The organism is Bifidobacterium sp. B4142, assembly GCF_026537325.1.
Lineage (GTDB): Bacteria > Actinomycetota > Actinomycetes > Actinomycetales > Bifidobacteriaceae > Bombiscardovia.
Genome location: NZ_JAFNMJ010000004.1, coordinates 64,885 through 89,354, shown reverse-complemented (window position 1 = coordinate 89,354; position 24,470 = coordinate 64,885). Strand labels below are relative to the sequence as shown.

Here is a 24,470-nt window from a genome sequence, read left to right as displayed (position 1 = left end):
ATCGTCGCAGATGGCTCGACTGCCGGCGGCATAATGCGTAAACAGGCGTTGATACAATATTCTCGGCTGGGAAATATGCAAAGCAACAGAAAGAAGGGGCTTCATGGAAGCTTCGCGCTTTGAAAAGGGATCTAAAGCTTTGGCTGCCATTGACGGCAAGGGAGGCCAAGCTGTCATCGACTCTCTTCAGGATATAGCGCCGGACCTGGGTCGCTGGATTGTCGAGTTCGCCTTTGGCGACATATACACCAGGAAAGGGCTCGATCTTCAGCAGCGTGAGCTGGTCACGATAGGCAGTCTGGTTACGCAGGGTGACACGGCTCCGCAGCTGGCTGTTCACATACGGGGAGCTCTGAATGTCGGGCTGAGCAAGGAGGCTGTGGTCGAAGCCATACTCCAATGCGCTCCCTACGTGGGATTCCCGCGTGTCATCAACGCGATCAACGTGGCCAGGACGGTCTTCGAGCCCAGCTCCGAAGTTTCCGACAAGACCAAGGATTGAGCCGGCAAGGGTTCGCACGCCGAATTCAGTCTTTGGTGTATAGTGGGCACTGGCTCAAGGGAGAGTTTCTCTTAACCAAAAATAGAAAACCGTCGTATGGTCATGCCGATGTCGGTGTTGGCCCCGGGACGGAAACCACAGTGAAAATCAACCCTTCACTACGGATCGTTCGGCACGTACCTGCCGATGAAAGGATGAACAATGGCAGAAGTGGTATTCGACCACGTCACTCGTATCTACCCGGGCAACGATGAGCCCTCGGTCAGTGACCTCAGTCTGGACATCAAAGACGGTGAATTCCTTGTTCTGGTAGGGCCTTCCGGCTGCGGAAAGTCCACTACCCTGCGCATGCTGGCCGGCCTGGAGGAGGTCAACAAGGGCCGCATCATGATTGGCGACAAGGACGTGACGACCATGCAGCCCAAGGACCGCGACATCGCCATGGTCTTCCAGAATTACGCCCTTTACCCCCATATGACCGTTGCCGACAACATGGGCTTCGCCCTGAAGATCGCCGGCACCCCCAAGGATGAGATTCGCCAGCGGGTGGAGAAGGCCGCCGAGGTGCTGGATCTGACCGAGTACTTGGACCGCAAGCCCAAGGCTCTGTCCGGCGGCCAGCGTCAGCGTGTGGCCATGGGTCGCGCTATTGTGCGTCAGCCCAAGGTCTTCCTGATGGATGAGCCTCTGTCCAACTTGGATGCCAAGTTGCGTGTTCAGACCCGTACTCAGATTGCCGCTCTGCAGCGTCAGCTCAACGTCACCACCCTGTATGTGACCCACGATCAGACCGAGGCTCTGACCATGGGCGACAGGATCGCCGTCATCAAGTTGGGTGTCCTGCAGCAGGTGGGGGCGCCTACCGAGCTCTATGACCGGCCGGAGAATGTCTTCGTGGCCGGCTTCATCGGCTCGCCCTCTATGAACATCAACATCCACCCAGTGGCCAATGGGCAGGCCAAGATCGGCGAGGACACCATCAGCCTGCCCCGCGAGGCTGTGGACAAGCTGACCCCCGAGGACCAAGGCAGGATCGTCGTCGGCTTCCGTCCCGAGGATGCCTCCCTGGCTGGTGCAGACGAGCCTGAAGCGTTCTCTCTGAAGGTTGCCAATGTGGAGGATCTGGGCTCCGACGGCTACATCTACGGCAACATCCTGACCGACAACAGCGTGGCTGAGCAGGCCATCGTCATGTCCGACCAGAACAAGCTGACCACCATCCGCGTCAACCCGCGCGACCTGCCCAGGGTGGGCGACGTGGTCAAGATCCACATCGACCCCGCCAAGATGCATCTGTTCTCCCCGGCCAGCGAGCTCCGGCTGAACTGAGCGTCCCTGCGACCCTGTGGCTCGGCCATGGTTTCCCGCCGATCCGCAGGGCCCGTATCGATTGTTGATATCATTTTCCTTCCTCTCCTTGTTGACCGGGTGACCAGGAGCCCCGCGCGGCGGATCCGTGCGGGGCTCTTCCCGTATAGGATGGGCGGCGATGGGATGGATGAAGCATGACTAGCGTGAACATCAACCGGGCGACGGCCTCCTCTCTGGACCCTCGCGCCATGAAAGCCACCTCGATAAAGACCACGGCCGATCCCTCCTCCGAGCAGGAGCCGGCCGCCCTGCACATCACGGCCACCAGCTCCAACCCCAGGATGTTTACCCTGCCCTGGGAGCGGCCGCTGGCCACCTGGCCCCGGGATCTGCTGGCCAACCTGCCCAGAGGCATCTCCCGGCACGTGGTGCGCTTCGTCCACGTGGGCGATGATGTCTACGCCATGAAGGAAATCACCCAGCGGGTGGCTGAGCGTGAGTATGAGCTCCTGCGCAAGCTGCAAAAACTGGAGCTGCCCACGGTCAATCCCATCGCCGTGGTCACCGGTCGCCACACTCGTGAGGGCGAGCCTCTTGAGGCCATGCTGGTCACTCAGCATCTGAAGTTCTCGCTGCCTTATCGCGCCCTCTTCGCCCGCAATCTGCGTCCGGATACGGCAGAGCGTTTGATCGATGCCCTTGCAGTCCTCCTGGTGAGGCTCCATCTGGCAGGGTTCTACTGGGGCGATGTCTCCCTGTCCAATGTGCTCTTCCTGCGTGATGCCGACGCCTTCTCGGCTTTCCTGGTCGATGCCGAGACTGGTGATCTGCACCCCAGCCTGACTGACGGCCAGCGCGAGTATGACATCGACCTGGCCAGGACCAACATCATCGGCGAGCTCATGGATTTGGACTCCGGCAATCTTCTGGCCGGCGAGGTGGACGAGGTTGGCGTGGGCAACCGGCTGGTGGACCGCTACCATTCCCTCTGGAGCGCTCTGACGGACGTGGACAGCTTCGATCCGGACGAGATGTGGAAGATCGAGCGCCGCGTCAACCGGCTCAACGATCTAGGCTTTGACGTGGACGAGCTGGAGATGAAGACCGAGGAGAACGGCAACCGGGTGTTGGTGCGCCCAAGGGTGGTCGATGCCGGCTACGCCTCCCGCAAGCTGTTGCGGCTGACCGGCCTGGATGTGCAGGAGAATCAGGCCCGGCGGCTGCTCAACGATCTGGATGCTTACCGGGCATCTACCTGGCGGCAGGGCGAGGACCTGGAGATCGTGGCCACCGACTGGATGCGCGAGGTCTTCGAGCCCACTGTGCGTATGATTCCACCGGAATACCGATCGCAGATCGAACCGGCCCAGTTCTTCCACGAGGTGCTGACCCACCGCTGGCTGATGGCCGAGAAGGCCGGCCACGACGTGCCCATGGCCGAGGCCGTGCAGAGCTACATCAGTGAGTCCCTGCCAGAGTACCGGCTGGATTCCGAGGACATGAAGACCATCAACGAAGAGGCGGACGCCGGCGTGGTCGATGACGAGATGAACTGGCAGGGTGCCCATGCCCAGGCTGGTCAGGGTAAGCAAGTCACCCGTGATCAGACCGACAAGGATGCAAATGGCCATGAAGTGAAAGGCCATGACGCAGCTAACACAAGGGCGACTGAACAAACCGATGTTGGAGGCCAGACCGGAGCGGGCACGCAGAAGGACCGTGACCGGGCAGGCGAGGAGGTGCCGTCGCAACCAGTCTTTGAAGACACGAATGGCGGTCGAAGCTCGCTGAGATCGGTCTACGCCCCCGGCAGCCTGGATGCGGCTGCCGACCAGGATGACCAGGATGACGCGGTCTGGGCCTCCAGCTGACTCTTGAGTTTGTGCGGCAAGGGTCCGCTGCATGTCGGCCGCTGCACGCAGACTGTTGCCGCTTGGGACTGTCCGTCTTCAGATTGCCGGTGCCTACCTAGGGCTATTTGGCTTGGTGCGCGGACCGTCGGCGTGCCATGGCTACGGCGTAAAGGCTGATGCCAGCTGCAACCGAGGCGTTCAGGGATTCCACCGAGCTGGAGATGGGGATGGAGGCCAAGGCATCACAGTTCTCTCGGACCAGGCGGCTCAGCCCCTTGCCCTCGGACCCTAGGACCACCACAAGAGGATCAGTCTCGAAGCCAGTCTCGCCTACTATGGCGCTGCCTGCGCCGTCCAGGCCAACCGCATAGTAGCCGCGCTCTTTAAGCCCTTGAATGGCCTTGGTCAGATTGACCACACGGGCCACGGGCAGGTGGGCGGCGGCTCCGGCAGACACCTTCCAGGCCGCAGCTGTGACCGAGGCGCTGCGGCGCTCGGGCAGAACCACTCCCGAGGCTCCGAAGGCTGCGGCTGAACGGATCACGGCCCCTAGATTCTGCGGATCGGTTACTCCATCCAGGGCGATGAACAGCGGGCGGGCGGCAACCTTGGTCTCCTGGTCGGCCCCGTCTAGGGCGGCTGCGTGCTTTTCGGCCCTGTCGACCAGGCTCTGCAGGGAGGCGTACTGGTAAGGCTGCACCTTGAGGACCACACCTTGGTGGTTGCTGGACCGGGCGATGCGGTTCATCTCTAGGCGGTCGGCTTCCAGCAGGTTGAGTCCCTCCTGCCCGGCCAGTCGCACGATCTCTCTGGTCCTATCGTCATGGTCCATCCGGGCGGCCAGATAGAGCTGGCTGGCCGGGACGCCTACACGCAGGGCTTCCAGGACTGCGTTGCGGCCGATAACCAGATCGTCGGAATCAGAGGTGAATCGGTCGGCCCGGCGGCGGGCAGCCAGACGTGGATCGGCCGCTTGTCTGCGCTGGGCCGCCTGCCGGGCCTTGTAGGCCTTGTGGTAGACGCGATCCTCAGCTTTGGGGGTAGGCCCTCGGCCGCGCAGTTTGTTGCGGTGCTTGCCGCCCGAACCCTTGGTCGGGCCTTTCTTGTTAGCCATGCTCTCCATACTAGGGGCAGGCGGAAACCGGCCGGTCTGCCAACCAACCTCGCATTCCTGCATCCACGCGCCGGAAGGTGAGAAGGGAGGCCATCTGAAGGTTCCTGCGGATACGCTGCTGGATTTGTCCTCGTCCGAAGAGCCCAAGATGGCCCGGCCGAAAGGCTGGGTGGAGCGTCTGCCGTCGCCACGTGTCCGTCGGTACCGGCTGAGCCAACGGCGGCTATCAGCTGCAGTATGGCCTGGTCGTGCAGTAAGGGTGAAACAGCAATGATTCGGTTGGAATTATCGTCCTTCCCGCTGGAGATATTATCCACCCAGGTTTATTTATAAGGCGGTTCAACCCAGGGCGGCCACCTGTTCGGAATCGGGGAAGTCCAGCCACTCGACCGGTGACTGGCCTTCCCGGGTCGGGGTGACGGCGACGTGGGTCATGGATGAGTTCCTCGATGCCCCGTGCCAGTGTCTGACGCCTGCGGGGCAGAAGACCACATCGCCTGGCTTGAGCTGCCGAGGCTTCCGGCCCTCTTCCTGCTCCCAGCCCAAACCGGCCGTAACCAGGAGGAGCTGGCCATGTGGGTGGGTGTGCCAGCGGTTGAAGCAGCCGGGGGCGAAGGTGACGTTGCCTGCTGAGCATTCCACATCTGGTTCGGTTAGGTGGTACAGCCAGGCATGACCGGTGAAGTTGGGGCCATCGGCAGGGTCCCCTAGGGGGTAGAAGCCGGAGTCGGGCAGGACGTCTGCCTGGTTCATGGCCTCTGATCGGCCTGCGTCCGCCGTTGCTTCCTCATCGCCGAAGATCTCCTTGGCCAGGTTGAAGGCGCTCCAGGCCTTGGGCCAGCCGGCGTAGAAGGCTAGCTGGGTGATCAGTTCCACCATTTCGGATCTGGTGACCCCATTGCGCTTGGCCAGGTTCATGTGGCTCTGCAGCTGGGGGAAGAGGCCCATGGCCATCAGCCCGGCGCAGGTGATCATGCTCCGGTCGTGGGCCGAGAGTTCCTCCTCGCGGGACCAAACCTGGCCGAAAAGCACGTCGTCGTTGAAGTGGGCGAAGAGGGGTGCGAAGTCGCCGAGCTGATCGTGCCCAGCCGTCTGTTTGATTGCCATGATAGTTCTCCTTCTTTCATGTCCGCCGTCATTTTGGCATATCTACGATATTCGGGTCTTTTGGTTGCTGCGGGTCAGAGCACCTGGATGTTTGGAACGCCGTCAGCCCACCCAGACCGGCCTGTCGCCATCGGTGCTTGGTCGGGATATGCCCAGACTGGCTCGGCTGTGCTCGGCCGGGTCGGCCAGGATCTTTTCAATCAGGTCCGCTATAGAGTTCCGGGACACGGTCGTCCCTCTGTACGGTTGACCTTTCTCAGTCAGTTCGTAGTCACGGTCGGGCTGGTCATCCAAGTAGGCGGCGCGGATGATCGTGTAGTCCAGGTCGGAATCTTCGATGAGACGTCCTGCCCGACGGGTGTCCTCCATGACCTCATGGCCGCAGGACTCCTCGACCCAACGGCCGAATTCGCCCGGCACCTCATGGTAGAGCCCGAGTCCGGTAATCCAGATCAGGCGCTTGACCCCTGCCTGTTCCATGGCCCGGACCGTTTTGTCGGCCATGGGCTCGAATTGCCCGCCAAGATCGGCCAGGACGATATCCTGGCCCTGCATTGCATGAACAAGGTGGGGATAGTCGTTCACGTCCCCCTCGATGGTGGTTTCCCTGGTCGGGTCAAGGACGGGCAGTCGGTCGGCGATGCGCAGGTACTCGGTCAGGTGCGTGTCGCTTTCACCGGTCAGCAGGTCCTTCCGGACCAGGCGGGCTATACGACCGTTGGCGCCCAGTATCAGCAGATTGGTCATCCATTCTCCCGTGGCGAGTTGTTTGTGGTAAATCGTCTCTTTATCTGTACGCCTTCAAGTGGGCTTGAAGTCAAGTGACGTGGGCATGGCCAGGACCAGGACATTGTCAAGGCTGTGCGGGAGGACTGCGGCATTTTCAATGATATCTGCAAGTTCCTGCGCTACCACTCTGCTCCAACATGGGCGAGGTCTTTGGCGCCATCCCTCTCCAGCCTGAAGCCTGGCCGCAATTCATTAGCCTTCTGCATGGTCAGATTGTATGCAATTCTCAAGTGAGATATCGGGCAAGCCGGGTACTTCGTTGAGTGAGATGCCGATTCTATTCTGCGGACGAGTCCGTAGAAAACGCGGGTCTATGTCTGCCTTGCTCATACGCCCCATAACTGGAGGACGTATTTGAATCCCAATGAGTGAGCCTTATGAAAACCATGCATGAACAGGCCGTTGAGCTCATGTAGCGGCATTCTGGCTCTTTACGTCAATGGCGCCATGCAGACTTCATGCAAGTTCAGTCGTGTTGCTTCGTCAGTCCGAGACATCGGCCTTGTAGAAGTTGACGTAGGAGCGGGAAGGGGTTGGACCGCGCTGGCCCTGGTAATGGGAGCCGTTGTGCTTGGATCCATAGGGGTACTGGGCCGGGGAGGAGAGTTGGAAGAAGCACATCTGGCCGATCTTCATGCCTGGCCAGAGTTTGACCGGCAGGGTGCTCACGTTCGACAGCTCCAGGGTGATGTGCCCTTCAAAGCCGGGATCAACGAAACCGGCAGTGGAGTGAGTCAGGATGCCCAGACGGCCCAGGGAGCTCTTACCCTCCAGCCGGGCTGCCAGGGTGGAGTCCAGCTTGACATACTCCCAGGTGGATCCCAGAACGAACTCGCCTGGATGCAAAATCCAGGGTTCGTCCTTTGGCACCTCGAACTGCTCAGTCAGTGCACCCTGGTCCTCTGCGGGATCCACATAGGTGTACTGATGGTTGTTGAAGACCCGGAAGTAGCGGTCCAGGCGCACATCCACGCTGGAGGGCTGAACCATGGCAGGTGTCCACGGGTCCAGATTCAGATGTCCTGCCTGGTGGGCATCCAGGATGTCATGGTCGCTGAGCAACATGCCGAGGTATCTCCTTTAGGCTCGTTCGTCGAGGGTCTCTCCTTGGGCGGGAAACCATCCGAAATCCAGTCTAACCGGCCCTATGCCCGCTTCTGATCTCGCTGGATTCACAGAGAATTCTCAGATAACACTATCGTCGCCATAAGGTAGCTATTCTTTACTATAAATGTCGGCTCAAAAACCGAACGGGCGGCTGACCTCCGTCCGACAACTGATTTCCCTTTCTTCTCTCTCGCCCGGCGATGTTCACGCACCGTCGGGTTCTCTTCATTGTGGGGAAGTATCAGTGTGTCGACGTTTCACGTGAAACCGCACGGCCAATGGCTCGATTGAGCTCGTTAAGGTCTATTGCGGGACGGTCAGGCGTTTGCAAACCCATGAGTCCTGCAAATCAATGAGTCGCTTCGTGCTTGGCTGGGCCGGTCATCTGCCCTTTGGATTTCTGCTTCTCTGGATGTGAGACGAAAGGTTGACGGATACCAAAATGGGATGAAAAGTTTCATGGAGCCGCATTCTGGGACTCCTCTTCTCTGGCGTCTGTATAAGTTGTGTTTTATAGGCAAAGGATTGAAGGTAGGGGCCGACGATATGGAAGAACCCCCGTCAGTTATGGCTATGACGGGGGTTCTCCACCGGGGGGAGGGACGGCGAACTTCTCGCCTTCGGCGGCTGAGGGAAGAGGGGGACTATCACAATGCCGAAAGCAGTCCGAACCCCGCTCCCTCCCCGGTTCGCGCGGCCGGGTGCCGGGTCTGGGCCTGACTCATTCCCAAGACTGGGAAGAGCGGACCGGGCCGTGCAGCTATCCGACCAAGTATGTATGTGTCACACCAGCCTTACTCCTGGGGAGCCTTGGCTGACATGGCCTTGTGGAAGACGGTCACGATGATCAGGGCCAGCAGGGCGGTCAGCGCCATGACCCAGAACATGTTGGCCACCTGAGCCTGGATGCCGGTCTTGACACCCCCCAGAGCATGTGACCCGAATTGGGGATTAGCCATGAGTCCGCTGTAGACAGCCATGCCGATGGAGGCCGAGGTATTCATCATCAGATCCCCAATGCCGATGCCGCGTCCGTTCTGGTCCACGGGCAGGGTGGCCGAGAAGGAATCGTAGAGGGGTGTGTAGGACATGGTGATGCCGGCGATGAAGACCGAAGCCAGCGCAGTCAGGACCCAAAAGCCCGAGGTGAGCGAAAGGGCCGACCCTACGGCTCCGGCGATCATGAGCAGTGCGGACAGGATCAGCATAGGCAGGCGTCCCATGGCGTTCATGATGACTCCGGACAGGCAGCCCACCAGGGTGGCCACGATGTAGACGATTGTCAGGCAGAGGGAGACCTGGCTCAGGGAGATCCCGTAGATCCGGTCGCCGATCACGTTGTAGATGGGCACGCAGGCAAAGTTGAAGAAGTAGAAGACGAAGAGGGCCAGCAGGACAGCCATGTAGGCGCCGTTGGTCACGAACCCTCGGCTCAGGAAGGGGTTGGCGCCCTTCCAGACATAGCCGGCGAAGATCAGGATCAGGACGGCCAGCACCCCCAGCATCCAGGTGGCTGGGAAGGAGAAGTAGACGGCCACGAACCCGGCGATCAGCGCGAACAGGGCGATGCCGAAGACGTCGATGCGCTCACCCTTGATGCCGGTGTCAGGCGTGTACTTGAGCACCGGAGGGATCAGGAGAATGGAGACCAGCGGTACCAGGAAGAGGTAGCGCCAATCGATGGAGGTGATCAGGCCGCCGGCGAAGATGCCCACCGCAGAGGAGGCGTAGTAGACGGCGTTGAAGATACCCAGATAGAAGGCGCGCTCCTTGTCGCTCAGGTATTTCATGGCCATGACCAGGAAGACCGAGCCGGCCACCTGGCCACCCGCTGTCTGGATCATGCGGGCCAGGACCACGGCCCAGAAATTCGATGCGCCGAAGAAGCCCAGGAGGCTGCCGATGATCAGGGCGCCCACGCCGAACAGGGTCATCTTCCGAGGGGAGATGTAGTCGCAGAGGGTTCCGTAGAGCATGCAGACCACGCCCAGGACGATGCCAGGCAGGGTGCTGATCAGCGAGGCGTTGGCGGACATTCCCAAGGAGTCGCCCACGTTCTGGAAGACCAGGTTGAAGGCCTGGATCATCAGTGTGCCCAGCAGGAAGATGGTCAGCAGGGCCGGCAGGGCCCGCTTAGTGCTGCGGCGGTTTTCATCAACGGTCGCTTCGGTAGTCTCGGTGGTGATGGATTCGCTCATGACTGCCGTCTTTCTAACGTTCGTTCTCGGTCTTGCGCACCAGGGTCAGAAGCCTGTCCATGAAGCGCCGGGTGAACCGCTCGGTGTCGATCGACAGGGCAACCTTGGTGTTCTTGACTGTGTCCAGGAGCCTGCTGGGGTCACCGATGGTACGGGCCCGCTGTGGTCCTTCGGTCTCGACCATCAGGTTGGTGGCGAAGGTGGTGACCAGGCTGGGGTCGATGGCTACGGCGGCGGCCAGGGGGTCGTGCAGGTTGCAGCCCCCCAGGTAGACCCCGCTCTCTTTTTCGCTGATGTCGATGTAGTAGTCGGTCATGTCTGCCAGGAAGCGGCCGGCGCTGGTGCCTGTGGCGCGCAGGGCCTCGGTGTCCTCGCGGCTCATCAGAGCCTGGGTGGTCACGTCCAGACCAACCATGGTGATGTCTGCGGTGGTGGCGAAGACCCGGTTGGCTGCCTCAGGATCCTGGTTGATGTTGGCTTCTGCGAAGGGTCCCACGTTGCCAGGCTGGGTCAGAGTGCCGCCCATCATAACAATGCTGATGCGGTCGACGATGTCGGGGGCCTTTTCCAGGGCGGCGGCGATGGTGGTCAGGGCGCCGGTGGGCACCACGGCCAGCTCGCCCTTGGGGTAACGGCGGACTGCGTCGATGATGAAGTCCACCGAGCTCTGCTGGCTGGCCTGCCGATCGGTCTGTGCTGGGATTTCAACATTTCCAGTGCCGTTGGCCCCGTGGAAGATCTCGGAGTCCGGCGGAACGCTGAAGGAGTCGGTCGTGCTGGGGTGGTCGATCCCCTTGAAGACGGGGATATCCTCCCTGCCGTACATGGCCAGCAGCCGCAGATCGTTGTCGACGCCTTGGTCGAGCACCACGTTGCCGTAGGTGCCGGTGATCCCGATCAGTTCGGCATCCGGGGAACCCAGGACGTAGGACAAAGCCAGCGTGTCATCGATGCCAGTGTCCAGATCCAGAATGATCTTGCGGACGGTTTCCTTACTTGCTGACACGTTGGTCTCCTTCCCAGAAGGATGGGCAGCACCAACCTTCTGCTTACCTATGTCGTGCCTTCCCTAGGCTGATTCGTTACTGCTGTGAAACAAACAACCTGTTTGATGTAACGTTTCATCAAACTGTACGGAGCTAAACTACCCGCGGCTTGGAGGCTTGTCAAAGTGCGTCGTGGTGTGTTCGCCATCAGGGCAGAGACCTGCGATCTATCGGTGGTGTCTGCGGCAGCGGGTCTTTTGCCGATTTTCCTTGCAGCCGACGATAATGAGGGTATGACTTTAGCGACTCCTGAACGGTATGTGGCGATGCTCGATGCGGCCAGACGGGGGTCCTACGCCTATCCCGCCATCAATGTGACCAGCACGCAGACTCTGAACGCGGCCCTGCAGGGATTGGATAACGCTCAGTCCGACGGGATCATCCAGGTCTCGGTGGGAGGTGCCGCCTACCTCTCCGGACAGCGCCTGGCCGACCGGGTGGTTGGTTCCATCGCCTTTGCCAGATTCGCCCATGAGGTGATCGCCCGCTATCCGAGCATCACCGTGGCCCTGCATACGGACCACTGTGCCCCGAAGTACCTGGACGAATGGGTTCGGCCTCTGCTGGCCTACGAGAAGGACCAGGTGGCCCACGGTCAGGATCCACTCTTCCAGTCGCACATGTGGGACGGTTCCAGCCTGTCTCTGCGGGAGAATTTGGCCACGGCGGCAGAGCTGCTGGAGCAGTCCCGGGCCGCCCACACCATTCTGGAGATCGAGGTAGGCACTGTCGGTGGCGAGGAGGATGGTCATTCGGCCGCTATCGACCAGCGGCTCTATTCCTCGCCCGAGGACGGTCTCAAGGTGGTTGATGCCCTGGGTCTGGGCGAGCGCGGCCACTACATGGTGGCCTTCACCTTCGGTAACGTGCACGGATCCTACAAGCCCGGTGTGGTCAAACTGAGGCCCGACCTGCTGGGGCAGATCCAAGCCAGGACCGCTAGAGCCGTATCCGAGGGAGAGGTTGGCGGCATACCCTCCCCGGGCTCCCCTGCCGATAAGCCCTTCCTTTTGGTCTTCCATGGTGGTTCTGGTTCGCAGCCGGAGGAGATCGCCTCCGCCGTCGCTCATGGCGTGGTCAAGATGAATGTGGATACCGACACCCAGTACGCCTTCACCAGGGCCGCGGCAGGGCACATGTTCGCTAATTACGACAAGGTCCTCAAAGTGGATGGAGAGGTCGGCGACAAGAGCGAGTACGACCCCCGTTCCTGGGGACGCCAGGCCGAGGACGGGATGGCGGCTCGTGTAGTCGAGGCCTGCCAGCAGTTGGGCAGCGCGGGACGTGCCATGAGATGACTGACAACCGGCCGTACCAGGAGGATCTTGCGGGCGTGGAAGCCACGATTGGCTGCTGAGCCCGTTCAGGCCTTATGGTGCCTGGGTCGGTCGGTCTTGCGCTCCATACGTAGGGTTAGGCTCGTCTATGGATGGTCTGCCGTCATTTCCTTGGATGGCGACCAGTGGATAAGGAGCATCGTATGCCTGGAATCGTGATCGTTGGGGCCCAGTGGGGCGACGAGGGCAAGGGCAAGGCAACGGATCTGATCGGCGAGCATATGGACTATGTCGCCAGGTTCAACGGGGGCAACAATGCCGGCCATACCGTGGTCGTGGGCGACCAGGAGTACGCCCTCCACCTCCTGCCCTCGGGGATCATTCACCCGGCCATCACTCCGGTCATCGGCAACGGCGTCGTGGTCGACCCGGCCGCCCTCTTCGAGGAGATCGACGGGCTCCAGTCCCGCGGCGTGGACTGCAGCCGGTTGAGGATCAGCGAGTCTGCGCACGTCATCGCCCCCTACCATCGGACACTGGACAAGGTGACCGAGCGCTTTCTGGGCAAGCATAAGATCGGCACGACAGGCCGTGGGATCGGCCCGGCCTACGCTGACAAGATCAACCGCGTGGGCATTCGCGTGCACGACCTGTTCAATGTCGACCATCTGCGCGACAAGGTGGAGGCCAGCCTTCATCAGAAGAATCAGATGCTGGTTAAGCTTTACAACCGCAGGGCCATTGAGGTGGAAGCCACCGTTGAAGAGCTGGCGGGATACGCCGAGCAGCTCAAGCCCTACGTGGCCAATACCTCACTGATGCTCAACCAAGCCCTGGAGCAGGGCAAGAACGTCCTCTTCGAGGGAGGACAGGCCACCATGCTGGACGTGGATCATGGCACCTATCCCTTTGTTACTTCATCCAACTGCACGGCCGGGGGCGCCTGCACCGGTACCGGCGTGGGCCCGACCAAGATTGACCGGGTGGTCGGCGTGGCCAAGGCCTATGTGACCCGCGTGGGCGAGGGGCCCTTCCCCACGGAGCTGGACAACGAGCAGGGCGAATGGCTGCGCCGTCAGGGCCACGAGTACGGGGTGACCACCGGTCGCTCCCGCCGCTGCGGCTGGTTCGACGCGCTGGTCAGCCGCTATGCGGTGCAGATCAACGGCCTGACCGACATCGTGCTGACCAAGCTGGATGTCCTCTCCGGCCTGGAGACCATCCCGGTCTGCGTGGGCTACGACGTCACCCGGTCCGACGGCTCCCGGGTCAGGGTGGATCGGATGCCCGTGGACCAGGCCGAGTTTCAATCGGCCCAGCCGGTGTACGAGGAGCTGCCGGGCTGGCGCGAGGACATCTCCGGCGCCAAGAGCTTCGAGGAGTTCCCGACCAAGGCCAAGGACTACATCCATCGTCTGGAGGACCTGTCCGGCTGCCGCATCTCGGCCGTCGGCTCGGGCCCGGGCCGCGACCAGATCGTGCAGATCCATTCTCTGATCGAGTAGGGAAGTTCCATGGGGCTGCCCTGCCTAACCGCCTTCCCCGGGGCGGTGGGTACGGGAATCATCATCTCCACGGACAGGCCTCTGGGAGAACGACTGCACGGGACTATCGCTGGTCTGATCGAGGATTACGAAGGTGCCCTGTCACGGTTCAGGCAGGATGCCATACCTGCGCAAATGGCCCAGGCCTGTCATGGGGGAAGGTTCGTCTTTCCGGACTACTGCCAAGGGCTCTTTGATCTATATGACAGGCTGTATTCCGTCACCGACGGGGCCCTGGATCCCATGGTGGGCGAGGATCTGACCCGTCTGGGCTACGGCCGACAGCCCACCTTCCGGTTGCAGGTCGACGCCGCCGGTCATCTGGGACGGATCCATGGGCGACCCACCTGGGGTGATGACCTCAGGCGTCAGGGTGCCGTCCTTATGACTACCGGTCCGGTCAGCCTTGATTTCGGGGCAGTTGGCAAGGGCTATCTGGTAGACCTCATTGCTGATCTGCTCGAACCGCGGGTCAAAGAGTACCTGATCGATGCCGGCGGCGACATGCGTATGCGGACCTCTCGTCCGATTTCCATCGCCATGGAGGACCCTGCTGATCTGTCTGCAGGCGTGGGTCGGATCGAGCTGTCCTGCGGCTCCTTGTGTGCCTCGGCACCCAGCCGTCGCCATTGGACCGACCGGTCCGAGGATGCTGCAGCGGCGGGATTGACAGCGCTTCACCATATTGTGGATGCCATCGATGGTCGTCCGGTCGACCGCGTGCTGGCTTCCTGGGTAGTGATCGGCGAAAAGAACAACGAGTATCCCACGGGCCTGGCTGACGGGCTGGCCACCGCCCTCTTCCTGGTGCCGCCGGATGCGTTGGCGGCCCGGTTCCCTTTCTCCTGCGCCCTGATGTATGCCGACCGACGGGCTGTGATCTCCCACGAATTTCCAGGTCGGTTCTTCATGGGCTCCAACATCCATCCGTCCACATAGTGGACCTGTCTCGTTGAGCAAGCCGATGCCAGGCCTATGGTCGGCACCAATGCAGATGTGCAGAGCACACATCCAATTCGTGAATGATGAAGGGAGGTTCGCCGTGATGACCAGCTTGACAGACACCCGCCGATTCGGCACCGTGTCCGCACGAATTATTAGCCCGTCCTCACCGGCGGACTGACTCGACAATCTTTATTGTTCGACCCCGTCGGAAGGCGGGGTTGGACGCATAGGCTTCATCGCATCAGACCCTGCCGACAGCGGGGTTTTTCTATAAGGAGATGAGATGAAGTGACGGCAAACGACGTCAGTGTTGCTTCCCCGACCCCGGCAGCGTCCGCGTCCGGTAGCACCCGTGTGACCCGCAGCTCGGTCCGCACAGTCATCGGGGCCTCCATGGTCGGCACGGCCATCGAGTTCTACGATTTCTACGCTTACGGGACGGCTTCGGCCAACTATTTCCCCAAGCTTTTCTTCCCTAAGACCGATCCGACCGTGGCCCTGCTGGCATCCCTGCTGACCTTCGCCATCGCTTTCATCGCGCGGCCCTTGGGGTCCTTGGTCTTCGGACACTTCGGGGATCGTCAGGGGCGCAAGACCACGTTGGTGGTCTCCCTGCTGACCATGGGCTGCTCCACAGTCCTGATCGGCGTCCTGCCCACCTACGCCACCTGGGGGCTCTGGGCCGTAGTGGTCCTCTGCCTGTGCCGGTTCGTGCAAGGTATAGGCCTGGGCGGCGAGTGGTCCGGTGCAGCCCTGGTGGCCACTGAGAACGCCCCGGAAGGCAAGAGGGCTCTCTACGGCTCCTTCCCTGAGTTGGGCGCTCCCATCGGCTTCTTCCTGGCCAACGGGACCTACTTCCTGCTGGAGATGTTCTGCACTCCCGAGCAGATGCTGAGTTGGGGCTGGCGTGTGCCCTTCCTGCTCTCCGCCATCCTGGTGGTTGTAGGGCTGGCCGTGCGCGTCTCCATGCAGGAGACACCCATCTTCCAGATGGCTCTGGACCAGCAGAAGGTCGTCAAGACCCCGCTGTTGGAGGTCTTCCGCAAGAGCTGGCGTCAGGTGCTCCAGGCCACCTTCCTGGTCGCGGTCACCTACACCCTCTTCTACACCCTGGCCACCTGGTCCCTGGCCTACGGCACCAAGCCCAAGTCTCAGGGCGGCGGCGGACTGGGCTTCACCAACCAGGAGTACCTGCTCATGCTCATGGTCTCCATCCTGGTCTTCGCCCTCTTCATCGTGCTGGCCTGCGTCTATGCGGATCGCATCGGCCGTCGCCGGGTGCTGATCGGCAGCTCAGTCATGCTGGTGGTCTTCAGCCTGGTCTTCCCCTACCTGCTCATGGCCCATCACAACACCTTCCAGGTCATGGTCTTCCTCTGCGTCGGGTTCGCCCTGATGGGCATCGCCTTCGGGCCTATCGGCGCTTTCCTGCCGGAGCTCTTTGACGCCAATGTGCGCTACTCGGGTTCCGGCATCGGCTACAACCTGGCGGCCATTGTGGGCGCGGCCTTCGTGCCTACCATCGCCACCTGGCTCTCCTCCCACTGGGGAGTGCGCTCGGTCGGGCTCTACCTGGCCGTTATGGCGGTCTGCTGCCTGGTGGCAGCGCTGACCTGCCACGAAACCAAGGATGTGGACTTCACCAAGTAAGCCATGGACGCATCCCGCCGGCTGCTTCTTCGCATTGCGCCGGTGTCCAAACAACGAATTGCGGACAGTCCATCTGGCCATATCACGAGTATGGTTGGAGGCATACCGTATCCATTGGGTACGGATCGGGGCCAAGGACAAAATCCGTTGCCCCGGTCGAAAGAGCATCGTCCGCCTGGAACAACGACAGGAATTCACAGTATTTTGAGTCCCCGGCCTGGAAGAACCGGCCCGGTTGGACCGCACATGAAGGAGTGTAGATAATGGCAGCACAGATCTGGTATGAGAAGGATGGGGACCTTTCGGTTCTGGAAGGCAAGAAGGTGGCCATCATCGGCTATGGTTCCCAGGGACATGCTCATGCGCTGAACCTGCGTGATTCCGGTGTAGATGTGGTGGTCGGCCTGCGTGCCAATTCCAAGTCGGTGCCCTTCGCCAAGGAGCAGGGGCTGGAGGTCAAGACCGTGCCCGAGGCCACTAAGGAGGCCGACATCGTCATGATCCTGGCCCCCGACCAGTACCAGCGCAACATCTGGCGGGACGACATCGAGCCCAACATCAAAGAGGGCGCGGCAGTCGGATTCGCGCACGGTTTCAACATCCATTACGGCTACATCAAGCCCAGTGCGGACCATCCGGTCTTCATGGTGGCCCCCAAGGGTCCGGGCCATATCGTCCGCCGTGAGTATGTCGCTGGTCGTGGCGTGCCCGTGGTTGTGGCCGTGGAGCAGGATCCGCGCGGCGACGCCTGGGACATCACCCTGGCCTATGCCAAGGCTCTGGGCGCCCTGCGCGCCGGCGCCATCAAGACCACCTTCAAGGAGGAGACCGAGACCGATCTCTTCGGCGAGCAGGATGTGCTCATGGGCGGGGTCAACCACCTTGTCGAGGCTGGCTTCGAGGTGCTGACTGAGGCTGGCTATCAGCCGGAGATTGCCTACTTCGAGGTTTGCCACGAGCTCAAGATGCTGGTCGACCTGATGAACGAGGGCGGCCTGAACAAGGCCCGGTGGTCCTGCTCCGACACCGCCCAGTACGGCGATTTCACCTCAACCGTGGTGGATGAGTCCACCAAGGACAGGATGCGTCACCAGCTGCAACGCATTCAGGACGGCTCCTTCGCCAAGGAGTTCATCGATGATCAGGATGCCGGTGCCCCCAAGTTCAAGGAGCTCCAAGAGAAGTACTCCCACGAGAAGATCGAGGAGGTCGGCCCCAAGCTGCGTGCCATGTTCTCCTGGAATAAGGACGTCAAGGATGCCGACGAGGCCCAGTCCTTCACCGGCAAGATTGCCCGTTCCCAGGTGCAGTGACCGCTAGGTTCTGAGTATCGGCTGCTATTTTCCTGGCATCGCCGCAGACCAGCATTCGATATGAATCCGGTCTGCGGCGTTTTTTTATTTGAGGCATCGGGTTTCAGCGTCGAGCCCCAGTTGCATGGTTCCTCGATCCGTACGGTAGGGGAATGCCTGCTGTTCGTATTCGCTAATACTGAGAATCTATTGTTATTGAATCGTTATTCTTTTCAGGGACAGTGGCTAATCGCAGATGCCAGAATGGATTTTGGCATAGGTGCTGACGTGATGATCAATCATGAGTCATGACCCATCTATGAATACTTGTCGTGTCGGCTCAAGGGTAGTCATCGAAGCCAAGCCAGTAGTCGGCATGACACTGCAGGCGGGATTGTGGTATCCCGATGAGCCAAAGGTGGTGGAGTGCATGAAAAAAATGAAAACATTGGTGTCGGTCATGGTGACCCTGCCGATGTTGCTGTCCTTCGCGGGAGGTACGGCATATGCCCTTGAGCGTCCTGAGGCACAAGGGCAGGAAACCAGATCACTGACCCCGGTTGCCTCCTATGACTTTAGCCAGGGAAACTTATCGGATTCAGTCAATGGCTATGCCATGACTCTTCACGGCGGGGCATCCATTGGGGCCTTCGGAGACCGAAACGGAAACGAGGCGCTGAATCTGCAGAACGGTCAGTCGGATGCTTCAAAAAACGTTCAATATGCTCAGCTGCCTTCGGAGATCTTCGAGTCTATAGGCAACGAGGCGACCATCGACTTCGCTGCCAAGTCGAGGCATGCTGACGATGGCAATTACTTCTCGCTGGCTATCGGCAAGGATGCTTCGCATTACCTTTTCTTCTATCTGAGCAAGACCAGCGCCAAATTGGCTGTTGCGGAAAATGGCTGGCACAATGAGCCCTCCTTCAAGGAGCAGCTCGACAACAATGACGGAATCTGGCATGACTTCCGAATCATCATCAAGGATGATTCCATGGCCCTGCTCAGGGACAATAAGTTGGTGGGAATCAAGGCCAAGACCGGTATCAAGCTCTCCGATCTGGGGGGCTCCACCACCTACATCGGCAAATCCTTCTATCAGGGCGATGCCTATTGGAATGGCGCTATTGATGACCTGAAGATCTACAAGGGGGCCGATCTGGTCATGCCGACTGGGATAACCGTGACCGGAACCGGCCTGGTGAACGGATCCCTGGCCTTGACGGAGAACGATGAGCGGCAGCTGACCGCAACAATCACGCCTGAGAATGCCATCAGCCAGGAGGTGAGCTGGGCCTCGTCCAATCCCTCTGTAGCCACGGTCGATGCCAAGGGCAAGGTCAAGGCTGTGAAGGCTGGAACCAGCACCATTACCGCCACCAGCCGGGCTGGCAGACTGGTCAGTTCAGTCGACGTAACCGTCAAACCCCTGGATCCGGAAACGGCCGCCCAAGATGATGTGGATGCTCTGCTCGCCGGGATTCCGTCCCAGGCGACAGGGAACCTGCCTTTGCTGGCCAAGGGACCTAGACATGATGTTGACGTCACCTGGGCCTCTTCCGATCCTGGTCGTATCAGTCCGACGGACAGTAATTACCAGGCACCAGCCAATGGTGCAGCTGACCCCTATCGGGGCGCCGGAATCGTCACCCGACCCTCTTATGGGCAGGGCGATTCCAAGAAGGTCAGTCTGACGGCCACCGCCAAGGCGGGCAATGGGCGCACCGTATCGCGCAGCGTTGATGTCGTGGTCAAGGAGAAGCCACGGTCTGCGCCGAATGTCGGGTACGCCGCGGTCACTTTTCTCTCTGACGCGGACAAGACAGGAGGAAAGATCGGCGAGGCTCTGTATGAATCGGCGACTTCTACCAAGCGCAATGACTTCTTCTCATTCAGCCCCATTAACAACGGTGACCCCGTCATCACTTCCAAGACGGACACCACCGGCCTGCGCGATCCATATGTGCTGCGCTCGCATGATGGCGACGAATACTATATGATCGCCACCGATCTGAAGGTCTCGCGCCAGGGCTGGGGTCAGAACCAGCAATATGGTTCGCTGAAGATCGAAGCCTGGAAATCCAAGGACATGGTCAATTGGACGCGGACCAACGCCGAGGACGGTTCGGATGCAGGCATCGTCGTCAACTCCCCCAACCAGGGGATGACCTGGGCTCCTGAGGCATTCTGGGATGACGCGCTGAACGCCTATGTGGTCTTCTTCTCCTCAAGGGCCTATACCGACGGCTCACGCTCGACGGCCGTCACCGGGAAGAAGGGTTCCCCGTACAACATCGTGCGCTATGCCATCACCAGGGACTTCAAGACCTTCACCCCCGCCAAGGACTGGCAGGACACCGGATACTCGCGCATTGACTCCACGGTTTTCAAAATCGGCAGCTACTACTACCGAATGACCAAAAACGAGGAGAACGGTGCCGCAGGATCCTACGTGGTGGATGGCAAGTCCACCTTCCTGGAACGGTCGAAGTGCCTGACCTGCACCACGTCCAGTTCGGATCCCGATGCTGATGAGACCAGCACCTGGCGGTTGCTCGACCAGCGGCTGCTTCCCTTTGAGGGGCCGGAATCCATAGCTCTGAACAAGGATGACGTCAACCAGAACGAAGCCGGTGACGCCATGGTCATCATGGCTGATTCGGGGGGTTATCAACCCTTCATGACCAGCAAGACGGATCTGAGCAAAACAGACTGGTCCCACAGGCTTTCGCAGACGCCGGGATGGTTTACTCAGAAGAAGCCCGGCAAGGGCGTCACCGGGTATGTCACGGATGGTGGCATGCCCACCCCAAAGAGGCATGGGGCTTTCGTGGCCGTGCCTCGGAATGTTCTGGAAGCCATGCATAGGTACACCACAGCCAATCCCTCACATCTGGAACCGGTCGCCTCTACGACCCAGGCTGATTATGCCCCGGACAGCCGCAAGCTGAGCGTGACCGTCAAGGCCGAAGACCAGGGTGATGTGGCTGGCACCGTGAGCATCACGCAAAGCCCGGCATCAAGGCTGAGTCAGTCCTGGACGGCCGATGTGAAACTGGGGGCCGATGGGAAGGCGGCGCTGACTGTGCCGGATGAGGTTTCCGGAGATATCAGAGTCGATTATCAGGGGTACACCGACAAGCTGGTCAAGCCATCCTCGACCAAGGTGACCGGGCTTGTCACCAAGGCTGCAGACATTGGCGTGCCTGGCACGTCGGATACCCACCCCTCCCAGACATCTCCCATTGAACAAGTCAAGGCAGGAGGTGCTGGGTCGGTTTCACAGCATCCGGGGCTTTCTCAAACAGGTGCATCCGTTGGCGTCATTGCCTTGGCTGCGCTCGCATGCGCAGTCCTGGCAATCTGCTGGTTGCGATCGGCCGGGTATAGGTCGGCATCCAGGCGATGACTGTTCTGACCGGCTGTTCCTATGGGTTTTCGAGGAATGGCCGGCATTGGCAGTCCAAGACAAAAGGCTCCTGGAATCAGCTGTTCTTGGGAGCATTCAAGAGCCACCGCAATGATGTGATGGCATTACACAGGAAGAGGCCCGTTAATGAACGGACATGGAAAGAGGGCCCTGGGGCTGCTCCTAGGGTGTGTAACACTGGCATCGGGGTTGTTGCTGCCCCTTGTCGCATCGGGTGAGGAGGCAGAGAAACCGCTGATCCATTATTCCTTCGATGTTGCCCCCAGCGGCCGGACCATAGCCAACGAGGGCTCTGACGGTCACAGTGACGCCACTCTGGAAGGCGATGCTTCCGTCAAGGATGGTCGCCTCGTGCTGACCGGCACCCAGGACGTAGTCATTCCCACCGGTGCCTTGAAGGATAAGCAGGACCTTACTGTTTCGATCTGGCTGAAGAATAATTCCGGATCTATGAACACTTCAGCGGCCTACATAGGGAACGCAGATACCACCAAAGGGTATTTCCTGCTCAACTCGTCCAACCCTGCGGGGCGGGTCAAGGCGGTAATGACCACGGCGACCGCCAATCAGCCCAACCAGTCCCCATGGGGCACCGAAGTGGGTCCGGGATCCACCGGGGCTCCCTCATCCGGCTCCAAATCCACTGGTGACATGGCCCTGTACACCACAGTCATCAGCGGCTCCACAGGAACGATGAGCTCCTATCTCAATGGCGCTCCGCTGGGTTCTTCCACCTACTCCATACCTCAAGGCGGTCTCGGCAATTACGGGGATCTGGTCGCCTACCTGGGCAAATCCTCCTATCCCGATCCCAAGAGCAAGATCGAGGTCGATGATTACGCCATCTACGATCAGGCCATGGATTCCGCTGCGGTCAAGGGGCTCTATACCAGCCAGGCCTTGGAGAAGATCATGCCGACGGTAGCGGTCCCTGCTCAGGCGAGTGAGAACTTCACCCTTCCCACGGATCTCTCGGGCGTGCATCTGGACTGGGCATCCGATTCACCGGCCCTGGCAGTAGCTGGTGACGGGTCAGTCACCGTGAACAGGCCTGCTTCCGGGCAGCCGGACGCGCAGGTGACTCTGACGGCCACTTTCAGCCTGAACGGGGTCACTCGCACCAAGGCCTATCAGGTTTTAGTTCCCCATCTTCCGAGTGATCAGGAGCAGGCGCAGGCTGATCTGGATGCCGTGGGCATTGAGAATGCCGACGATGTGCGAACCAATGTCTCCATACCTACGCTCGGTGAGCACGGCTCCACCTTCACCTGGTCCGTCAAGGATCCGGGAACGGCCGGCGCGGTCATTGTCGATGGCGTCAACGGCTCTTCCAAGACGGTAAAGGTCAACCGTCCCGCCGCTGGCAAGCCGGCTGCAACCGTGGTCCTGAGCTTGGAGGTCAGGCATGGCGACAGCAGGCTGGTCAAGGAGTTCACCCTTAAGGTGCAGCCCATGCCTGCCGACAACTCCAAGGATCAGGCCTATGTCTGGGCATTCTTCACCGGCGAGGGCGTCGGCGGCGAGAAGATCAGTCTGGCTGCATCCAAGGGCAACAATGCCTTGGACTGGAACACGCTGAACAACGGTTCGCCACTCTTCACCTCAAGCAAGGGCGAGCAGGGACTTCGCGATCCCTTCATCATGAGGTCCAAGGAAGGTGACAAGTTCTACATGCTGGCCACCGATCTGAAGATATCCGGACGTCCCAATGCGCCCGGAAGCCTGAGCGGTTTCATGGGTGCCCAGGCCAACGGATCCAAATACATCGAGATCTGGGAGTCGGATGATCTGACCCACTGGTCCCAGGAGCGGCATGTCAAGGTGAGCACCGACTATGCCGGGAACACCTGGGCGCCTGAGGCCTATTACGATGCCGAGATCGGCAAGTACGTGGTCTATTGGGCCTCCAACCTGTATCCGGGCACCGATCCGGCTGAAAGGACCGCGCTGACCTACAACCGGATGATGTATGTCACCACTGACGATTTCATCAACTTCTCCAAGCCCCAGGTCTGGATCGATGCAGACCGCAGGGGTCAGCCCGGCTCGGGATCCATCGATGCCACCGTGCAGAAGAAGGATGGCAACTACTATCGCGTCTACAAGGACGAGAAGACCATGACCCTGCGTCAGGAGAAGTCCAAGGACCTTCTGGCCAAGGTTGCCGGATCCTATCCGACTGCCGCATCCGGTGATGCCAACGACTGGTCCCTGGTCGGGGAGCGCATCGGCGGCGGGCAGGCCAACGGCTACGGCGGTACTTTCAGCGCCGGCGAAGGCCCATCGCTTTTCCGGGCGAACGATGGGGATGTCAACGGATATCAGTACTACCTCTTTGCCGATCAGCCCAATTACCACGGTGGCCCCAACCACTATGTGCCGATGGCCACGAACAATATATCCAAGGCCGACCAGTGGAAGGTGATCGGCGACAAGATGCCCGAGGCCAACTTCCCGACCAATACGGACGGCGGCAAACCACGGCACGGCACTGTCCTGCCAGTGACCAGGGCTCAGTATCAGAAGGTCCTGGAGGCCTATGCGCCCCATGTGGCGGTCGCCTCGGTTCCGGCCATGTCTGTAGAGACGAAGGTCGGTCAGGATCCCACGCCGAATCTTCCTGCCCAGGTGGAGCTGACCAAGGCTGACGGAAGCAAGGAGCAGGTGAAGGTGGCTTGGGATGCCGTGGATCCGTCCTCCTACAACCACCCCGGAACCTTCCGAGTGAGCGGAATCGCTGCAGATGCTTCTCGGATGCCCGTGGAGGTCACGGTCAAGGTCCTCTCCAATGACGCCAGCCTCAAGTCTCTGACCGTGGCCGGCCAACCAGTGGACCTGGCGCAGGCCTTGGCGGGTACTGCCACGCTGGCGCTCGCCGACCTGCATGGACTGACTGAGACTGACATCGCCGCTCTCGCCACGGATGATCAGGCTACTGTCGCCTTGACCTTGGACTCTTCTGGATCAGCTGAAAGGATGCTGACGATCACGGTCACAGCAGCCGATAAGGCCACCACAAGGACCTACAAGGTCAAACTGACCCAGATTCGCAGCGCCCAGCCTGCACCCGACAAAGACAACACTCAGAAGCCGGGGCATTCATCATCCGGCAATCCATCCGGTACTGCGAACCCGCAGGCACAGGCTCGCCCCTCCCTCTCCGCCACAGGTGTGGACCTGTCAAAGGTTCCAAGTCTCCTGCTGGCAGCAAGCCTGGGGCTGGTTCTCATTGCCGTCTGTAGGTTTTTCGTCCGTCGACAGGGGCCGGCAACAGCCATGGACGGAGATGAGCAGAAGTGAAACGA

The 24,470-nt window shown here is 60.4% G+C and carries 15 protein-coding genes and 1 pseudogene; 10 read left to right on the top strand and 6 right to left on the bottom strand.

The window, feature by feature from the left end; translation table 11 throughout:
* Positions 1–103: 103 nt before the first annotated feature.
* The 3 genes and pseudogenes from J3U06_RS07360 to J3U06_RS07350 form a co-directional block, all read left to right on the top strand.
* On the top strand, positions 104–502 hold the full coding sequence (locus J3U06_RS07360; RefSeq protein ID WP_267400881.1) for a carboxymuconolactone decarboxylase family protein: 399 nt from the start codon (positions 104–106) through the stop codon (positions 500–502).
* A gap of 201 nt (positions 503–703) precedes the next feature.
* A complete protein-coding gene (locus J3U06_RS07355; protein WP_267400880.1) occupies positions 704–1,831 on the top strand; it encodes an ABC transporter ATP-binding protein in 1,128 nt (375 codons plus the stop codon).
* Positions 1,832–2,007: 176 nt separating this feature from the next.
* Positions 2,008–3,369: pseudogene (locus J3U06_RS07350) on the top strand (DUF4032 domain-containing protein); the annotation flags it as partial.
* A gap of 418 nt (positions 3,370–3,787) precedes the next feature.
* Here J3U06_RS07350 and rlmB read toward each other — a convergent pair.
* The 6 genes from rlmB to J3U06_RS07320 all read right to left on the bottom strand — a co-directional run bounded on the left by rlmB (position 3,788) and on the right by J3U06_RS07320 (position 10,987).
* Positions 3,788–4,780, bottom strand: a complete 993-nt coding sequence (gene rlmB / locus J3U06_RS07345; RefSeq protein WP_220236540.1) for a 23S rRNA (guanosine(2251)-2'-O)-methyltransferase RlmB — start codon at positions 4,778–4,780, stop codon at positions 3,788–3,790.
* A 339-nt stretch (positions 4,781–5,119) separates the two neighbouring features.
* Positions 5,120–5,887: a carboxymuconolactone decarboxylase family protein gene (locus J3U06_RS07340; protein WP_267431379.1), complete on the bottom strand. Its 768-nt coding sequence runs from the start codon at positions 5,885–5,887 to the stop codon at positions 5,120–5,122.
* A gap of 102 nt (positions 5,888–5,989) precedes the next feature.
* Positions 5,990–6,634, bottom strand: a complete 645-nt coding sequence (locus tag J3U06_RS07335) for an NAD(P)H-binding protein (RefSeq protein ID WP_267431380.1) — start codon at positions 6,632–6,634, stop codon at positions 5,990–5,992.
* A 525-nt stretch (positions 6,635–7,159) separates the two neighbouring features.
* Positions 7,160–7,741 carry a dCTP deaminase gene (dcd, locus tag J3U06_RS07330; protein WP_024627087.1) on the bottom strand — a complete coding sequence of 194 codons (582 nt, stop codon included), beginning with the start codon at positions 7,739–7,741 and terminating at the stop codon, positions 7,160–7,162.
* Positions 7,742–8,577: 836 nt separating this feature from the next.
* Complete coding sequence (locus J3U06_RS07325; protein ID WP_267431381.1) at positions 8,578–9,981, bottom strand: MFS transporter; 1,404 nt, start codon at positions 9,979–9,981, stop codon at positions 8,578–8,580.
* Between the two features lie 13 nt (positions 9,982–9,994).
* Complete coding sequence (locus J3U06_RS07320) at positions 9,995–10,987, bottom strand: nucleoside hydrolase (RefSeq protein ID WP_220236534.1); 993 nt, start codon at positions 10,985–10,987, stop codon at positions 9,995–9,997.
* Between the two features lie 273 nt (positions 10,988–11,260).
* Here J3U06_RS07320 and fbaA point away from each other — a divergent pair, with 273 nt between their 5' ends.
* From fbaA to J3U06_RS07285, 7 genes are all read left to right on the top strand, one after another.
* Positions 11,261–12,325 (top strand): class II fructose-bisphosphate aldolase, encoded by a 1,065-nt coding sequence (gene fbaA / locus J3U06_RS07315; protein ID WP_267400862.1) that lies wholly within the window; start codon positions 11,261–11,263, stop codon positions 12,323–12,325.
* Positions 12,326–12,507: 182 nt separating this feature from the next.
* Positions 12,508–13,809 (top strand): adenylosuccinate synthase, encoded by a 1,302-nt coding sequence (locus J3U06_RS07310; protein WP_220236532.1) that lies wholly within the window; start codon positions 12,508–12,510, stop codon positions 13,807–13,809.
* A 9-nt stretch (positions 13,810–13,818) separates the two neighbouring features.
* Positions 13,819–14,787 carry an FAD:protein FMN transferase gene (locus J3U06_RS07305; RefSeq protein WP_267444777.1) on the top strand — a complete coding sequence of 323 codons (969 nt, stop codon included), beginning with the start codon at positions 13,819–13,821 and terminating at the stop codon, positions 14,785–14,787.
* Positions 14,788–15,186: 399 nt separating this feature from the next.
* Positions 15,187–16,443, top strand: coding sequence for an MFS transporter (locus J3U06_RS07300; RefSeq protein ID WP_267444804.1), 1,257 nt, complete (start codon positions 15,187–15,189; stop codon positions 16,441–16,443).
* Between the two features lie 263 nt (positions 16,444–16,706).
* Positions 16,707–17,756, top strand: coding sequence for a ketol-acid reductoisomerase (gene ilvC / locus J3U06_RS07295; protein WP_220236529.1), 1,050 nt, complete (start codon positions 16,707–16,709; stop codon positions 17,754–17,756).
* Between the two features lie 409 nt (positions 17,757–18,165).
* Positions 18,166–21,144, top strand: coding sequence for an Ig-like domain-containing protein (locus J3U06_RS07290; RefSeq protein WP_267444776.1), 2,979 nt, complete (start codon positions 18,166–18,168; stop codon positions 21,142–21,144).
* Positions 21,145–21,291: 147 nt separating this feature from the next.
* Complete coding sequence (locus J3U06_RS07285; RefSeq protein WP_267444775.1) at positions 21,292–24,465, top strand: immunoglobulin-like domain-containing protein; 3,174 nt, start codon at positions 21,292–21,294, stop codon at positions 24,463–24,465.
* The last annotated feature ends 5 nt before the right edge of the window (positions 24,466–24,470 follow it).

Coding starts and splice junctions, on each gene's coding strand:
- J3U06_RS07335 (WP_267431380.1), bottom strand. CDS start 6,634: ATGACCAATCTGCTGATACTGGGCGCCAACGGTCGTATAGCCCGCCTG.
- rlmB (WP_220236540.1), bottom strand. CDS start 4,780: ATGGCTAACAAGAAAGGCCCGACCAAGGGTTCGGGCGGCAAGCACCGC.
- J3U06_RS07340 (WP_267431379.1), bottom strand. CDS start 5,887: ATGGCAATCAAACAGACGGCTGGGCACGATCAGCTCGGCGACTTCGCA.
- J3U06_RS07355 (WP_267400880.1), top strand. CDS start 704: ATGGCAGAAGTGGTATTCGACCACGTCACTCGTATCTACCCGGGCAAC.
- ilvC (WP_220236529.1), top strand. CDS start 16,707: ATGGCAGCACAGATCTGGTATGAGAAGGATGGGGACCTTTCGGTTCTG.
- J3U06_RS07360 (WP_267400881.1), top strand. CDS start 104: ATGGAAGCTTCGCGCTTTGAAAAGGGATCTAAAGCTTTGGCTGCCATT.
- J3U06_RS07290 (WP_267444776.1), top strand. CDS start 18,166: ATGAAAAAAATGAAAACATTGGTGTCGGTCATGGTGACCCTGCCGATG.
- J3U06_RS07300 (WP_267444804.1), top strand. CDS start 15,187: ATGGTCGGCACGGCCATCGAGTTCTACGATTTCTACGCTTACGGGACG.
- J3U06_RS07285 (WP_267444775.1), top strand. CDS start 21,292: ATGAACGGACATGGAAAGAGGGCCCTGGGGCTGCTCCTAGGGTGTGTA.
- J3U06_RS07305 (WP_267444777.1), top strand. CDS start 13,819: ATGGGGCTGCCCTGCCTAACCGCCTTCCCCGGGGCGGTGGGTACGGGA.
- dcd (WP_024627087.1), bottom strand. CDS start 7,741: ATGTTGCTCAGCGACCATGACATCCTGGATGCCCACCAGGCAGGACAT.
- J3U06_RS07310 (WP_220236532.1), top strand. CDS start 12,508: ATGCCTGGAATCGTGATCGTTGGGGCCCAGTGGGGCGACGAGGGCAAG.
- J3U06_RS07325 (WP_267431381.1), bottom strand. CDS start 9,981: ATGAGCGAATCCATCACCACCGAGACTACCGAAGCGACCGTTGATGAA.
- fbaA (WP_267400862.1), top strand. CDS start 11,261: ATGACTTTAGCGACTCCTGAACGGTATGTGGCGATGCTCGATGCGGCC.